The sequence below is a fragment of the Pseudomonas sp. ITEM 17296 genome (genome assembly GCF_028895205.1).
GTDB classification, from domain to species: Bacteria; Pseudomonadota; Gammaproteobacteria; order Pseudomonadales; family Pseudomonadaceae; genus Aquipseudomonas; species Aquipseudomonas kermanshahensis.
The window spans coordinates 52,148-68,271 of sequence record NZ_WJRS01000013.1 but is presented as its reverse complement, the minus strand read 5'-3'; the positions used below and the strand labels follow the sequence as shown (position 1 = coordinate 68,271).

General features: G+C 64.1%; 10 protein-coding genes. 2 read left to right on the top strand and 8 right to left on the bottom strand.

The genetic code is table 11. The features are described 5' to 3' along the window. The first annotated feature begins 39 nt into the window (after positions 1-39). Entirely contained in the window at positions 40-3,054 is a 3,015-nt protein-coding gene (locus GIB19_RS15910; protein ID WP_274887172.1) for a dermonecrotic toxin domain-containing protein, read from the top strand. Here the strand turns inward: GIB19_RS15910 and GIB19_RS15905 are convergent. The 8 genes from GIB19_RS15905 to glnE form a co-directional block, all read right to left on the bottom strand. Further along, positions 3,015-4,457, bottom strand: a complete 1,443-nt coding sequence (locus tag GIB19_RS15905) for a lipopolysaccharide kinase InaA family protein (RefSeq protein WP_274887171.1) — start codon at positions 4,455-4,457, stop codon at positions 3,015-3,017. The two genes, GIB19_RS15910 and GIB19_RS15905, sit on opposite strands and share 40 nt — an antisense overlap. Next, positions 4,457-5,209, bottom strand: coding sequence for a lipopolysaccharide kinase InaA family protein (locus tag GIB19_RS15900; protein ID WP_085274048.1), 753 nt, complete (start codon positions 5,207-5,209; stop codon positions 4,457-4,459). Before GIB19_RS15900 ends, GIB19_RS15905 begins: the two co-directional genes overlap by 1 nt. Beyond that, positions 5,206-5,940 (bottom strand): lipopolysaccharide kinase InaA family protein, encoded by a 735-nt coding sequence (locus GIB19_RS15895; RefSeq protein ID WP_274887168.1) that lies wholly within the window; start codon positions 5,938-5,940, stop codon positions 5,206-5,208. Before GIB19_RS15895 ends, GIB19_RS15900 begins: the two co-directional genes overlap by 4 nt. After that, entirely contained in the window at positions 5,940-6,746 is an 807-nt protein-coding gene (gene rfaP, locus GIB19_RS15890) for a lipopolysaccharide core heptose(I) kinase RfaP (RefSeq protein WP_085274046.1), read from the bottom strand. The genes GIB19_RS15895 and rfaP overlap by 1 nt, the downstream gene beginning before the upstream one ends. After that, the gene (locus GIB19_RS15885) at positions 6,743-7,867 is read right to left on the bottom strand and encodes a glycosyltransferase family 4 protein (RefSeq protein WP_099428137.1); all 1,125 of its coding nucleotides are present in this window, start codon (positions 7,865-7,867) and stop codon (positions 6,743-6,745) included. The genes rfaP and GIB19_RS15885 overlap by 4 nt, the downstream gene beginning before the upstream one ends. Further along, positions 7,867-8,925, bottom strand: coding sequence for a lipopolysaccharide heptosyltransferase I (gene waaC / locus GIB19_RS15880; protein WP_027594327.1), 1,059 nt, complete (start codon positions 8,923-8,925; stop codon positions 7,867-7,869). The genes GIB19_RS15885 and waaC overlap by 1 nt, the downstream gene beginning before the upstream one ends. After that, complete coding sequence (gene waaF, locus GIB19_RS15875) at positions 8,926-9,975, bottom strand: lipopolysaccharide heptosyltransferase II (RefSeq protein ID WP_274887165.1); 1,050 nt, start codon at positions 9,973-9,975, stop codon at positions 8,926-8,928. A 173-nt stretch (positions 9,976-10,148) separates the two neighbouring features. Next, positions 10,149-13,082 carry a bifunctional [glutamate--ammonia ligase]-adenylyl-L-tyrosine phosphorylase/[glutamate--ammonia-ligase] adenylyltransferase gene (glnE, locus tag GIB19_RS15870; RefSeq protein ID WP_274887162.1) on the bottom strand — a complete coding sequence of 978 codons (2,934 nt, stop codon included), beginning with the start codon at positions 13,080-13,082 and terminating at the stop codon, positions 10,149-10,151. Positions 13,083-13,465: 383 nt separating this feature from the next. On the opposite strand from glnE, the gene aceE reads away from it, so the two are divergent. Beyond that, positions 13,466-16,111: a pyruvate dehydrogenase (acetyl-transferring), homodimeric type gene (gene aceE, locus GIB19_RS15865; RefSeq protein WP_027594324.1), complete on the top strand. Its 2,646-nt coding sequence runs from the start codon at positions 13,466-13,468 to the stop codon at positions 16,109-16,111. Positions 16,112-16,124 lie beyond the last annotated feature (13 nt).

The window sequence follows — 16,124 nt, the reverse complement described above, 5'->3', positions numbered from 1 at the left end:
CGCGGTGCAGCATGGTCCCCTTTCACCAGGAGATAGGCCATGACACCGCTGCTGCGCCTCCAGTCGCTGGACAGCCAACTCGAAGTCCTACTGCCGCCCTTGCCGGGGGTAGAACACTGCGTCGACGAGTACCTGCAAACTCTGTTCCCCGATCAAACGATCCGCGCCCGTACCTTGTACTTCGGGCGCTTCCGCCTGCTGGACCTGATCGGCTTTCACCTGTTCGATGGCGACACGTTCAAGCCACCGGCTGGCGCCCAGCCCCGCCTAGACGACCGCCCATTCAACCTGCCAAGTGACTTCAACGTCCGCATCGGCAACTTTTGCGCAACCCTTCGCCAAGGCCTGCATGCGCGCCTGGCCAGCTATTGGCTCGCGCGCGACGATAGCGGGCTGAGCCGGATGACGCGTCTTGCCAGCTTGCGCCGCGATCAACTGTTCACCGAGATGCGCTTGCGCAGCCACGACCAGACCCTGTCAGCGGAGCACGCCCGACTGCTGACCACCTGCCTTGAATACCCGCAGCCTTGGCAACGCCGACACTTGCCGGCGGCCAGCCGCCCACAAGTGTACCGCCCGCTGCTGTCGGGCTCGACGCCCAACTGGCGCAGCCACTTGCCTGGCGTGCTGATCCTCACCGAAAGCGGCCCAGAGGGGCATTTGCTCGAAGCACAAGCGTCGGTCGGGCGGGTACTCCTGTGCAGCATCGCGCACGGCATCGAAGCCTTCGACAGCCTGGCCGAGTTGCATACAGAGCTATGCGAGCGCCTCGAAGACCCGCTGCAAAACACGCCCCTGACCCAACTGCTGGTCGCCTCTGCAGATCGCCAACGTACCCACGGCGCCGAACGCCTGCGCTACAACTGGTACAACGAGGACCTCGCCGAGGCGCAAGCCCTGGCGATTCGCGACGCCCATGGCAAGCGTTTGTCAGACGCCTGGCAAACGGCATGGGACCGAAGCCTGCAACGCCATATCGAACACCTCGACGCGCATCTGGCCAACGCGCTGGACCTGCGCCACACGCTAGGCAGCCAAGGCCCGGTGGCTAACCGTTATGGCCTGCTACTCGAAAAACACATGCCAGACTGGCTGCGCTCGACCTCACAGCAAGGCATTGCCCACATCATGCAAGCCATGCAAGAGCAGGTGGCGGCCATCACGGTCGCAGCCGCGCCAGGCATCCTCACGTTGGAGCAGTTCAACCAACGGCACACCCTGCTGGCCTGGGTGCGTCAGCGGCTGCGCGAGTTTCTGCAGCAAGACCCGGGCATCGACACCGCACCAGAGCAGATCTCGATTAGCGTAACCCTGGCGCGCCAGGTCGGCCCCGTCAGCAACCCGCTCGACACCAGCGCCTACATCCCCGTGGCCAGCCGCCCGCATGCCGGCGGGACGATTGAACTGGTCAACCACAGCTATCGGCTCGATGAACTGGCGCTGCTTAATATTGCCTGGTTCGACGTCGATTACTGGCTGACCGCCCGCGTGCACCTTGACGCCGATCAGCCGCTGCCGGCCCTGACGCCACTGCGGGTCAAGCAAATCGTACGGCGCCTGAATGCCGGCAGCGGCTACCAGGCCTATCTGCGCACCCAACTGCTCGACTCGCCCCATGGCCGCTGGCGGCAGCAGGCCTACGGGCAACTGAGCCGCACGCGCATGTACGCAGAAGCGGTCAAGGCGCGCTACGCTGGGCATTTCCAGCCGAGCATGATCGAGCAGGGTTATGGTTGGGCCGACTGCGTTATTCACTCACCTGACAGCCATACCCGCCCGCACCGCAATGAACAACAGGTGATCGCCCGACAGATGCTGATACAGGGGCAAACCCTGCAAGGTGTCGTGCTACTGGTCTCGCCGGAGCACTCTTATCGCATCGTGGTCTACAGCCCCGACGCGCCAGACCGCCGCCCCTGGCGTGAATACGACAACGCTCGAGCATTGATTCGCGCCGTGCGCAGCGATGCGCAGTTGCGCCGCTATGTGTTGCAGCGCCTGCCGTTAGGCAATGGCAAAGCCCTGGAAGCACTACTGGTGCGTGGGCGCCTGGGCTCGCATATCAGTTTGCAGACCATCACCGGCAACCTGTACGACGCCCTCTACCGCGCCGAGGTCAGTACCCTGATGGCCCAGGCCGATGCCGTGACGCGCAGCAACGAGGAGCTGCTGGGAGAGTTCTCGGTCAATGTGCTCAGGCTGGTGCTGGATATCCTCACCCTGGTGTTGCCGCAGGCGGGCTCGACCGCATTGGCATTCGGGCGCATGGGCATTTCCATCTGGGACGGTTTCGAAGCGCTCGACAGGGACGACCACAGTGGCGCGCTCCATCACGCAGTCGCCGCACTCGGCCACGCCACGGCGGGGCTCAACGACATGGCAGGCTCTGGGCTGATGCGCCGGGTGATGCGCGGCCTGCCCAAACCGCCACCGGTGCCGCTGCCCAAGCATTACGAAGCAACCCCTGACGTGGCCAGGCTGCGCTACCGCATCGATGCACTGCACGGCGAGGCCGTGTACGAACAGCAGTCGGCGAGCCCCGGCCTGTCGCAGTACTACGTGAGGGATAACCTGGGCCGCTACTTCAATGTCACCTTCGACGGCACACGCTGGCGCGCCACCGACCCGAACCAGCCGAACACCTACCTGAAGCTGCCGATCAAGCGCTGCCTGGATGGCCGTTGGGTGGTCGACTCCCCAGTGCTCTGGTACGACGGGTTGCCGAATATCCAGCAACTGTTGGAAGACTGCCGCCTGACCACCTCGTTACACGGCACCGCGACCGAAGACGATGCCCAGCTGTTTCAGGACAACACCACGCTGTACCTGCAACTGGGCAGCCACCAGTTACCTGTGCGCCGCCATCTGCTCGCTGCTCACTACCACCTGGTGTTGCCTGAGACGCTGCGCGGCACGGTGCCCGCGTGGGCAGTGCTGCGCTGGCAGGATGCGCAATGGCGCATCCGCGTGCGCCAGACCGGCCGCAGCAGCAACTGGCTGGCGCTGCCGGCAGCTTATTCGGACAACCGCGGCAGCAACCTGTCCAGCCGTTGATACAAGGCACTGTCACGCGGCCAGTTGCGCAGCAGCCGCGCCCGGTCACGGGCGTAGGCCGGGGCGAAGCTGAGCTGGGTGGCGTGCTGGCACATGGCATCGAGGTCGATCAGCGACCACTGGCCGTTATCCCAGAACAGGTTATGGCCCTTGAAGTCGCCATGGCTGATGCGCTCGCGGATCAGTTGCTGCATGACCTTCACCAGCGCATCGACCTGCTCTTCAGGTGCCTCGCCGTTTTCCACATAGGGCGCGAAGCACGCGGTCAGGTCCGGGCCATCGACATAGTCGGTGACCAGGTAAGCACGGCTGCGCAGGCCCATGACACGCTCCTCTAGCACTGCCAGAGGGCGTGGGGTGGCGATGTCGAGAAATTCCAGGCGATGGCCTTCGATCCACGAGTGCCAGGCACGGCTCGGGCGCCAGAAGCGCTTGAACCAGTGCGCAGTGTTCTTGATGTTGTAGCGTTTGAGCACCAGTTGCCGGCCATCGACCTCGATGCGGGCCACACTGGCGGCGCCACCGGTCTTGTACAAGTGGCCCTTGTCGATCAGCTCATCAGCGTGTTCCAGCACCGGCAGCATGGCCTGCACCTCAGCGCGGCGAATCGCCCGCAGGCCCGAAAGGCTACGCTCGACGCTGAACAGCGAGCACTCGCGGCCGGCCTTTTCCAGGTAGTCCTTCTGGCGCCAGTTGCGCACCTTGTCCACCTGCTTCTGCAGCGCTTCGAGTGGCAGCGCGTGCTCGGCATTGGCCAACAGGTAATGCACCAACAGCTCTTCGATGAACGGCTCCAGGCGCTTGGGCAATTGGGCGAAGAACACGCCGAGGTTTTCCAGCACACGCGGGCGCGACAACTGCTGGCCCGGGGTCTCGGCCTTGATGCCCGCGCCGTCGATCAGGTACAGCTTGCCGCCATGGCGCAGCAGGTTGTCCAGGTGCAGGTCTTCCTGCCACAAGCCCTTGGCGTGCATCTGCGCCACCGCCGTCAGCGCCTCACCCAACACCGCGTGTTGCTCGTCTGCCAGTACCGGCAGGTGCTCCACGGCGGCCCAGGCATCGGCCAGGCTTTCGGCACCATCCAGAAACGCGAACAGCAGCCAGCCGCCGTCGCCTTCCTTCAAACCATCGGCCAGCAGTTTGGGCGTGGTCAGGCCCTGCTCGGCCAGCCACTTGACGCCTTGCAGCTCGCGCTGGAAGTGCCGGGCAGCATTGCTGCCCACCAACAGCTTGGCCAGCACCGGCGTGCCACGCCAGACACCAGCACCCACATAGCGCTGGCCGGGCAGCACGCGCAGCAGGCTCAGCAGTTGCAGCTCGGCGCTGCCGGCGGCATCGGCCAGGCTCACGTTAAGGGGCAATGCCGGGGCGCGCCCGGCCTCTTTCAGTTCAGACAAACGCATCAGCGGGCCTCTTTTTCACGACGGCGTTGCGTCAGGCGTTGCAGCCAGGTGCCGACCAGCGTGCTGTCCGCCGGCTGCACCAGGTAGGCTGCCAGCAGGTGACGCACATCCGCCTCGCTCCAGGCCCGGGCACGGCGCAACAGGGGCTCCAGGTCCTTGAGCCGGTCACGCATGCCGAACAGCAGGGGCCGGGTTTTTTCCAGGTCGATCAGTTGGGCATCCCAGCCTTCGCGGCGTTGGCGCAGGAAGATGTGCTTGGGGTAGAAGCAGCCGTGCACCTGGCCAGCACTGTGCAGCGTGCGCGCCAACTGGCCGCAGGCCTCGAGGATGCCGTTGCGTTCGGCATCGCCCAACTGCGGCCACTGAGCCAGCAGGCTGTCCAGGTCGGCCCACTCGTCCAAGGCACGGGTCATGAGGATCGCCCGGTGCTCGCCGGCCTGCTTGCGCTCGCCATAGAACACCGCTTGCAAGGCCGGAATGTGCAGCTTCTGGTAGCGGCTGATGTTGCGGAATTCGCGGGCGAAGGTTGGCTCGCCGAATGGCCGGTGCAAGGTACGGGTGAGGTAGTCGCTCTGGCGCTTGAGGTAGTAGCCCTTGCCTTCGAGTTCCAGGCGGAACACGCTGCTCCAGCCCCCACGGCCGGTGTTGGGCTCGTCCACGGCATCGAGCTGCAGCGCCCACAGCGCGTCGAAATCGTTCAAGCCGTGGCGTTTGAGCAGCGCGAGGTCCGCGCTGGCCAGGTAATCGGTCATTCCCTTCCCTCGAAAAAGCTCAGCACTTGGCGAATCCGCTGCTTGTCGCGGGCGTTGAGCCTGTCGCGACCACGGTATTGCAGGTAGAAACGCAGGCGCTGGGTCGCCGACAGGTGGTATTTGGCGACCTTGTCCAGGCACGCCAGGTCTTTGATCATCCGGTGCCGCCACATGAAGCCGCGCCAGAAGTCGCCGGTCGGGCAGTCGATGAAGAACAGCGTGCCCTGGTCGTCGACCAGCAGGTTGCGCCACTTCAAGTCGTTGTGGGCAAAACGGTGCTCGTGCATGACCCGGGTGTGGCGCGCCAACTGGCGGCTGACGTGGTCGACCCAGGCGGGGTCTGCCAGGCGCGGGTCTTTGCGTTCGGCCAAGGCCGACAGGTCTTCGGTGCGCGGCAGCTCGCGGGTGATCATCGCCCCGCGGCCAAACGCCAGGCCCTTGCGCTCCAGGCCCCAGGCGACCACTTCGGCGGTGGGAATGCCCCACTTGGCGAACTGCTTGAGGTTTTGCCATTCGGCCTTGATGCGCGGCCGGCCGAGGTAGCGGCGCATGTGCTTGCCCGCCCCGGTGTAACGCTTGACGTAGTAATTGATGCCCTCGCGCTCGATGCGCACCACTTCGCTGAGCGGGTCGCGGGTCAGGCGTTCACCTTGAAGGGCGAAGACTGCGTCAAGGCTGCCGAAATCCGCCGCCAGGTGTTCGTAGCCTGGCGCCAGTGTCCAACCCGCCATCAGAGTGCATCCCCATAGCGTTGTTTGCGGTCATAGAGTTTCTGCGCCTTGCGTTCCAGCCAGGCGAGCAGCGCGGCCTCGTCGGCAAGCACTTGGCGCAGCGGGCGCTGGAAGTAGCCACGCAAAAAGCGCAGCTTGTCGCGCCGGGTCAGGCCGATGTCCAGCGCCGAGAAGTACAGCGCGGCCAGGTCTTTGTCACGCCAGCGGCGGCTGATTGTCGCCCGGGTCTGGGCACGGTGCAGGTCGATGACCGACAGTTTGAAGTCTTCTGGCGTCACCGGGCGATCGGTGTGCAGCAGGAAGTGGCAGATGTAGCAGTCGCGGTGGTTGACCCCGGCGCGGTGCATGCCGCCAGTCATCTTCGCCACTTCGGCGATCAGCGCACGCTTGAGGCGTGGCGCGGGCGGCTGCTTGACCCAGTCGATACTGAAGTCTTCCAGGCTGATGGTCGGCGCCAGTTCTTCGGTCACGATGAACGAATGCTGAGTGGCCGGGTTGCTGCCGCGCTCGCCATAGGCGACGGCGGTCATGGTCGGCACGCCGACCTCGTGCAGGCGCTGGATGGCTCGCCATTCCTGGCCGGCACCGAGCACCGGCAGCTTGGCGCTGAACAGGTTCTTGAAGATCTCACCCCAGCCGATGCCGCGGTGAATCTTGACGAAAAACCCCTCGCCCTCGACGACGGTGCGCAGCGTGCGGCGCCCTTCCAGCTCGCGGTATACCTCGCCTTGCAGCGCTTCCACGGCCTCGAAGGCATCACGCCCGGCCCACAAGCGCTTGAAGGGTTCGGCCAGTATCAGCTTCATGCGGTCTCCTGCCCCAGGATCACATCAGCAGCATGCTGCGGCATGCTGTACAGGTCGGCCGTATCGGCAAAGGCCAGGCCGTTGCGCGACCAGTCGGCACGGGCCTGCGGGTCTTCGAGCATGCGTTGCAGGTAGCCGTTGAGCTGTTCCTGTTCGAACGGCTCGTCCAACACCAGGCCGCTGTCGGCTTCGGCGATGTAATGGGCGTAGCCACACACCTTGGAGACCAGCACCGGCAAGCCTGCCACCAGTGCTTCGAGCAGCACGGTGCCGGTGTTTTCGTTGTAGGCCGGGTGGATCAGCAGGTCAGCGCCCAGCAGGAAGCGTGGGATATCGCTACGCCCCTTGAGGAACTGCACCTGGTCGCCCAGGCCGAGGGTGGCGCTCTGCAGTTGGAAGACTTTGGGGTCGTCCTGGCCGATGACCATCAACCGGGTGCGCTTGCGCAAGGCCGACGGCAGCGCGGCCAAGGCCTTGAGGCTGCGGTCGACGCCCTTGGTCTTGAAGCCCGAACCGATCTGCACCAGCAACAGGTCATCGTCGCCCAGGTTGAATTCCTGGCGGAACTCGGCGCGGATCTCGGCGGCGTTGGCCGGCGCCCGACGGTCCTGGGAAATGCCCGGCGGCAGCAGATGGAAGCGTTCAGCCGGGGTGCCGTAGTGTTTGACGAACAGCGGCTGCTGCACCTCCGAGATCATCAGCACCTCGGTTTTCGAGTCTTTGGCGAACACCGCGCGCTCGTACTCGGCAAAGTGCCGGTAGCGGCCCCAGCGCTTGTAGAGGCCGCCACGCAGGGTCTGGGCCTTGTCCTCGAAGCAGCCGTCGGCGGCGTAGTACACGTCCAGCCCCGGCATCTTGTTGAAGCCAATCAGGCGGTCGACCGGGCGCTTGGCCAGGTCGGCTTCCATCCAGGCGCTGAGCTTCTCGTTGCGGCGGTGGTTGAACAGCGCCTTGACCGGCGCCACCAGCACTTCGAAGCCAGGCGGAATGTCACCTTCCCAGATCAGTGTGTACACACGGATCTGGTGGCCCCGCTTCTGGCATTCCAGGGCAATGCGCATGAAATCGCGCTGCAGCCCGCCGAAGGGGAAATATTTGTAAAGCACGAAAGCCAGTTGCATCAACGAACATCCTCAGCCAGCAGCAGCGCGCTCAAGCGGCTCGCCACATGCTCGGGATTCAGGCGAGTGAAGCACAGCGGCCACTCGCGTTTGAGATCGAACCGGCGCAGGTCATCGGCGCTCGGCTTGTAGGTGCACTTTTTCTGCAGGCACGGCGCACAGGGGAAATCGCTGGCCTGGTGAACCTGGGCGCGGCCATAGGCGCCGGTCAGGCCCGGGTTGGTCGGGCCGAACAGTGAAATGGTCGGCACATCCAGCGCCGCAGCCAAATGGCCCAGGCCGGTGTCCACCGCCACGCAGGCCTTGGCCGCCGCCAGCACGCGGGCGACGCCGACAAGGTTCAACTTGGGCAGTACCTGGCAGTTATTCAAGCCTTGGGCGATACGTTCGGCGCGTGCCTTCTCGGCCGGGTTACCCCACGGCAGGCGCACTTGCAGCTTGCGCCGGCCCATGCGCTCGGCCAGCTCGCGCCAGTAAGCCTCGGGCCAATGCTTGGTGGCCCAGGTGGTGCCGTGCAGGAACACCACGTAGGGCGCGGCCGGCGGCAATTGCAAGCGATCGAGGTCCAGGCCGTAGTTGCCGATGCCCTCCGGCAAGTCGTAGGCCAGGGCCAGGGCGAACAGCTGGCGCACACGCTCGACCGCGTGCTGGCCCGTGGCGACCGACAGGCGCCGGTCATAAAAACGGCTGGCCAGGCCTTCGCGCGCCGAGTAGCGGTCCAACCCGGCCACCGGTGCCTTGACGTAGCGGGTCAGCCAGGCCGACTTGACCAGGCCCTGGGCATCGATCACCAGGTCGTACTTGCGCGCGCGAACGCGCTGCTTGAACGCTTTCCACTCGCCGCTCTTGAGGGTCTGCCAGATGTTCTTGCGCCAGCGACGGATCGCCACCGGGATCACCTGGTCGACTGCCGGGTGCCAGCTGGGGATCTCGGCAAAGCCTTCTTCCACCACCCAGTCGAAACGAATGCCCGGTATCGCGTGGGCGGCATCGGTGATCGCCGGCAGGGTGTGGATCACATCCCCCAGCGACGATGTCTTGATGATCAGTACCCGCACTTAGTCGACCTCGGCCACGGTATCGATCAGGTTCGGACCGCCCAGGCTGTGCAAGGCGGCGATGACTTGCTGCGGGTCGAGCAGGCGCAGGCAGTTGTAGTGGCCGAAGCGGCAGGTGCGGTCGAAGCACGGGCTGCATTCGATGCCGGTGCGCACCACTTCCACCTGTTCGGCCAGCGGCGGCGTGAAGCCCGGCGAGGTCGAGCCATACACGGCGACCAGCGGGCGATTCAGCGCGGCCGCCACGTGCATCAGCCCGGAGTCGTTGGACACCACGGAATCGGCGCAGGACATCAGGTCGATGGCCTCGGCCAGCGAGGTTTCGCCGGCCAAGTTGTAGGATTCTTCACGCAAGCCCGGGATCAGCCGATCGCGGATCTGCTCACCGACGGGGTGATCGCTTTTCGAACCGAACAACCACACCTGCCAGCCCTGGCGGATCATCGCCTCGGCCACGGCGGCGTAGTGCTCGGCCGGCCAGCGTTTGGCCTCGCCAAACTCGGCACCGGGGCACAGCGCCAGCACCGGGCGGTCGAGTGCCAGGCCGAACTTGGCCAGGGCGGCGTCACGGCTCTGCGGTTCGATCTGCAGGCTGGGGCGCGGGTAAGGCTGTGGCAGCTCGACGCCCGGCGCGTAGGACAGGGCCATGAAGCGCTCGATCATCAACGGGTAGCGTGCCTTGTCCAGCTTGCGCACGTCGTTGAGCAGGCCGAAGCGCATCTCGCCGCGCCAGCCGGTGCGTTTGGGAATACCGGCAAAGAACGGCACCAACGCCGATTTCATCGAGTTGGGCAGCAGAATTGCCTGGTCGTACTGGCCGGCCAGGGACTTGCCGATGCGACGTCGGGTGGCCAGTTCCAGCGCACCGTGGCCGAGCGGGAAGCTCAAGGCTTGGCGCACCTCGGGCATGCGTTCGAGGATCGGCCGGCTCCACTCGGGCGCCAGCACGTCGATCACGCAGTCGGGGTGCTGCTGTTTCAGGCACTGGAACAAGGTCTGCGCCATTACCATGTCGCCGACCCAGCTGGGGCCAATGATCAGTATTCTCATGCTTAGTCCAGAAACGCTCGGGGAGGCTACAGGCTGCGGTACAGCCTGGCCTCCCCTCTTTATATTCAGGCTATGTGGCGGACAGTGTAACACCGGTGGTGAGGCATGGACCTTTGGGGCTGCTTTGCAGCCCTTCGCGGCACAAGGCCGCTCCTACAGGGGCCTCAGCGGTATCAAGTCAAACCCAGCTCGCCCCAGATCCGCCGCACCTCGCGGCGTTCATCGGCAAACTGCGCCGCATCGATCACCCCGGCCTGCTTCTGCAGGGCCTGGCGGTGCGAGGCAGAACGGAACGCCTTGTACACTTCACGCAACAGCACCGCGTCACTGGCCGGCATCAAACCTGCCTGCTCCAGCTCTTCCAGAATGCGGATGTTATCGGTCCATCGGAGTATGGCCGGGTGGTCGTGGGACCAGGCCAAAGCCGCGTATTGCACCATAAATTCGATATCGACGATACCGCCGGCATCCTGCTTGATATCGAAGGGTACACCGGCCTCGAAGGCATTGGCTGCGGTGCCGGCAGCCGTGGCCTTGGTGCCGAGGTTGCCGCGCATCTTGGCGCGCATTTCACTGACTTCGGTGCGCAACGTCTCAAGGTCACGGGGTTGGCCCAGGACGTTGGCGCGCACGCCTTCGAACGCCGCGCCCACCTGTTTGCAGCCGACCAGCACACGCGCACGCACCAAGGCCTGGTGCTCCCAGGTCCAGGCCTCGTTCTGTTGATAGCGCTCGAAGGCACCGAGCGAGCTGACCAACAGCCCTGAAGCGCCGGACGGGCGCAGGCGCATGTCCACGTCATACAGCTGGCCAGAGTTGGTCTGGGTGGTCAGCAAGTGGATGATGCGCTGGCCCAGGCGGGTAAAGAACTGCGCGCTGTCGATCGGCTTGGCGCCATCGGTTTCGGCCTGGGGGTCGCCATCGTGAATGAACACCAGGTCCAGGTCCGAGCCATGGCCCAGTTCAAGCCCACCGACCTTGCCATAACCAATGATGATGAAGCCCGGGTCGCACAGGCTGCCGTCGCTGCGCTTGGGCTGGCCGTGGCGGGCTACGGTCTGGCGCCAGGCCAGGGCCAGCACCTGGTCGAGGATGGCTTCGGCCAGCCAGGTCAGGTAATCGCTGACTTTCATCAACGGCAGGTTGCCACTGATTTCCGAGGCCGCCACACGCAGGCTGTGGGCCAGCTTGAAGTGGCGCAGCGCCTCCATCTGCTGTTCCAGGTCGTCTTCGGGGATGCGCGTCAAACGTTCGCGCAGTTCGCTGGCCAGCTCCGGCGCCAATGGCGGGCTGAATAGCCGGCCCTCGTTGAGCAACTCGTCGAGCAGCAACGGGTAGCGGGCAATCTGCTCGGCGATCCAAGGGCTGGCCGCGCACAGGGTCAACAGGCGGCGCAAGGCACCCGGGTTTTCGGTGAGCAGCACCAAGTAGGCCGACCGCCGCGCAACCGCTTCGACCAGCGGCAGCACGCGTTCAAGCACCAGGTCAGGGTCTTGGTGCTCCACGGCCTGGGCCAAGAGCCTTGGAATAAAGGCGTCCAAACGTTCGCGCCCAATGCGCTGCATCGAGCGCAATTGCGGGCTGCCCCGCAACCCAGTGAGGCGACGCAAGGCATCGGCGGGTTGTTTGAACCCGGCTTCTTCAAGCTGACGACAGGCCGCGTCTTCATCCTGCGCCTGCTCCCACAGCGGCGACCATTCGCCACCGACCACCAGTTCGCCCTCGCCGTCCTCATCATCGGGGTCGGCGATCACCTGGCGGAAGTGCCAATCGACCCGGCCGCGCCAGTACATCAATTGGTCATGGAAGCCCTGCCAGTCGGCGAAGCCGAGGATGTAGGCGACCCGCGCCTGGTCAATTTCGTTGTCCGGCAGCATCTGCGTCTGGCGGTCGGCGATGGCCTGGATAGCGTGCTCGGTATAACGCAGGAATTCGTAGCCTTCGCGCAACTCGGCCACCACCGCGGGTGGCAGGTAACCTTGCCCTTCGAGGGTCGCCAGCACCTTGAGCAAGGGCCGTTGCTGCAGGCTCAGGTCTCGCCCGCCATGGATCAGCTGGAAGGCCTGGGCGATGAACTCCACCTCGCGGATGCCGCCAGCACCCAGCTTGATGTTCTCGGACATGCCCTTGCGCCGCACCTCCTGCTGAATCAGCTGCTTCATGGTGCGCAGGGCTTCGATGGCCGAGAAGTCCAGGTAACGGCGGTAGACGAACGGGCGCAGCATCTCTTGCAACTGAGCGCCTGCCGCCTGGTCACCGGCCACCACCCGCGCCTTGATCATGGCGTAGCGTTCCCAGTCGCGGCCCTGGTCTTGGTAGTACTGCTCCAGGGCATTGAAGCTCAGCACCAGCGAACCGGCCGAACCGTAAGGGCGCAAGCGCATGTCGACGCGGAACACGAAACCGTCGACGGTGACCGGGTCCAGGGCCTTGATCAGGCGCTGGCCCAGGCGGGTGAAGAACTCCTGGTTGTCCAGCGAGCGCTTCACCCCTTCGGTCTCGCCGCCCTCGGGGAAGGCGAAGATCAGGTCGATGTCCGACGACAGGTTCAGCTCCACCGCCCCCAGCTTGCCCATGCCCAGCACCACCATGTGCTGCGCCAGGCCGCTGCGGTGGCCGATGGGCGTGCCGAACTGCTGGCAATGGCGCGGGTACAGCCATTGATACGCTTCGTCGATGGCGGCATCGGCAAGGTCGGACAGGTCACGGCAGGTTTCGCCCAGCTCGGCCTGGCGCGTAATGTCGCGCCAGATGATGCGCAACTGCTGGCGATTGCGCTCGCGCCGCAGGTTACGCGCCAGTTCGTCTTCGCTTTGCGCTGCCTGGGCCACCGCCCCGATCTGCCCGCGCAACTCGCCGGGCGCGTAGCGGCGGTCCAGTTCACCACTGGCCATCAGGGCGAGCAGCATGGCCGGTTCGCGCTGGGCCAGGCCAAGGACGAAGTCGCTGGCGGCAGCAACCTGGTCGAACTGTTGCCGATGGGCCGGGCTGCAACCGTTCAGGTCGAGTTCGGGGTGGCCAGCCACAGCTTCGCTGAGGAACTGCTGATTACGAGCGACCAGCGGTTGCAGGGTGGCGGGCAGATCGAGCGGCAAAGGCAGGCGCATGGACTATCCTTGATCGGCGTGAAAGAGAGGGGTAAAGGCGGCCAAATGGAAGGCGGACCACGGTTGGACTGTCATACAAAAGTTGGAAATAGCTGAAAAAAAGCAATCACTGGCAAAAAACATCAAGAATCACCCGTTCGCGACACATCGCCAACCAACATGAACGTTTTTCCCCACAAGCCGGGGTGCGACCAAAAGCCGCATTTGTGTAGTTTTACTACTACCCCGACTGTCTAAAAGCATGAAATGCGAATGCATTTGTAGTAAAACTACACGGCGCCGGATCACACTCCGGTAATCCAAGAATTCACGACGTCTGCCCATAAGGCCAGTCGCAAACTCAGGCAATCGATTCTGGTTGCCTTTCCGCCCTGGAGCAAGCCATGCAAGACCTCGATCCAATCGAAACCCAGGAATGGCTGGATGCCCTGGAGTCGGTCCTCGACAAAGAAGGCGAAGACCGCGCTCATTACCTGATGACCCGTATGGGCGAGCTGGCCACCCGCAGTGGCTCCCAGCTGCCGTATGCGATCACCACGCCATACCGCAACACCATCCCTGTCACCCACGAAGCACGCATGCCTGGCGACCTGTTCATGGAACGCCGCATTCGCTCGTTGGTGCGTTGGAACGCGCTGGCCATGGTGATGCGCACCAACCTGAAGGACTCGGACCTGGGCGGCCACATCTCCAGCTTCGCCTCCAGTGCCACCCTGTACGACATCGGCTTCAACTACTTCTTCCAGGCCCCGACCGAAGAACACGGCGGCGACCTGGTGTTCTTCCAGGGCCACGCTTCGCCAGGCGTTTACGCCCGTGCCTTCATGGAAGGCCGCATCAGCGAAGACCAGATGAACAACTTCCGTCAGGAAGTGGACGGCAACGGCCTGTCTTCGTACCCGCACCCGTGGTTGATGCCTGACTTCTGGCAGTTCCCGACCGTTTCGATGGGTCTGGGCCCGATCCAGGCGATCTACCAGGCGCGCTTCATGAAGTACCTGGAAGCCCGTGGCTTCATCCCGGCCGGCAAGCAGAAGGTCTGGTGCTTCATGGGCGACGGCGAGTGCGACGAGCCGGAATCCCTGGGCGCAATCGCCCTGGCTGGCCGCGAGAAGCTGGACAACCTGATCTTCGTCATCAACTGCAACCTGCAGCGCCTCGACGGCCCGGTTCGCGGCAACGGCAAGATCATCCAGGAACTCGAAGGCGTGTTCCGTGGCGGTGGCTGGAACGTCAACAAAGTCGTCTGGGGCCGCTTCTGGGACCCACTGCTGGCCAAGGACACCAACGGTGCCCTGCAGCGCCGCATGGACGAAGTCATCGACGGCGAGTACCAGAACTACAAAGCCAAAGACGGCGCGTACGTGCGTGAGAACTTCTTCAACACCCCAGAGCTCAAGGCCATGGTCGAAGACCTGTCCGACGAAGAGATCTGGAAGCTCAACCGTGGCGGCCACGACCCGTACAAGGTCTACGCGGCTTATCACCAGGCGGTGAACCACAAAGAGCAACCGACTGTCATCCTGGCCAAGACCATCAAGGGTTACGGCACCGGTGCAGGCGAAGCCAAGAACACCGCGCACAACACCAAGAAGGTCGACGTCGACAGCCTGCGTCACTTCCGTGACCGCTTCGACATCCCGGTCAAGGATGCCGACCTTGAGAACCTGCCGTTCTTCAAGCCGGAAGAAGGTTCTGCCGAAGCCAAGTACCTGGCCGAGCGCCGCGCTGCCCTGGGTGGCTTCGTGCCGCAACGTCGCGCCAAGAGCTTCAGCGTGCCGACCCCATCCCTGGAAACGCTGAAAGCGATCCTGGACGGCTCGGGCGACCGCGAAATCTCCACCACCATGGCCTTCGTGCGCATCCTGGCGCAGCTGGTCAAGGACAAGGAAATCGGCCAGCGCATCGTCCCGATCATCCCGGACGAAGCCCGTACCTTCGGTATGGAAGGCATGTTCCGCCAGTTGGGCATCTACTCGTCCGTCGGCCAGCTCTACGAGCCAGTCGATAAAGACCAGGTGATGTTCTACCGCGAAGACAAGAAGGGCCAGATTCTCGAGGAAGGCATCAACGAAGCCGGCGCCATGTCGTCGTTCATCGCTGCCGGTACCTCGTACAGCTGCCACAACCAGCCGATGCTGCCGTTCTACATCTTCTACTCGATGTTCGGCTTCCAGCGTATCGGCGACCTGGCCTGGGCCGCTGGCGACAGCCGCACCCGTGGCTTCCTGATCGGCGGTACCGCCGGCCGTACCACCCTCAACGGTGAAGGCCTGCAGCACGAAGACGGTCACAGCCACATGATGGCGGGCACCATCCCGAACTGCCGCACCTATGATCCGACCTACGGCTACGAGCTGGCGGTGATCATCCAGGACGGCATGAAGAAGATGACCGAAGAGCAACAGGACATCTTCTACTACATCACCGTGATGAACGAATCCTACCAGCAGCCAGCCATGCCGGCCGGTGTTGAGGAAGGCATCATCAAGGGTATGTACCTGCTCGAAGAAGACACCCGCGAAGCCGCGCACCACGTTCAGCTGATGGGCTCCGGCACCATCCTGCGCGAAGTCCGCGAAGCAGCGAAGATCCTGCGTGAAGAGTTCAACGTCGGTGCCGACGTGTGGAGCGTCACCAGCTTCAACGAACTGCGTCGCGACGGCCTGGCCGTGGAACGCGCCAACCGCCTCAAGCCTGGCCAGAAGCCTCAGCTGACTTACGTCGAAGAGTGCCTGAACGGTCGCAAAGGCCCGGTCATCGCCTCCACCGACTACATGAAGCTGTTCGCCGAACAGATTCGCCAGTGGGTGCCGAGCAAAGAGTTCAAAGTCCTGGGTACCGACGGTTACGGTCGCAGCGACAGCCGCAAGAAGCTGCGTCACTTCTTCGAAGTTGACCGCCACTTCGTGGTGCTGGCTGCCCTGGAAGCCTTGGCTGACCGTGGCGAGATCGAACCGAAAGTGGTGGCTGACGCTATCGTCAAGTTCGGCATCGATCCGGACAAGCGCAACCCACTGGACTGCTGAGGAGTATTTTTAA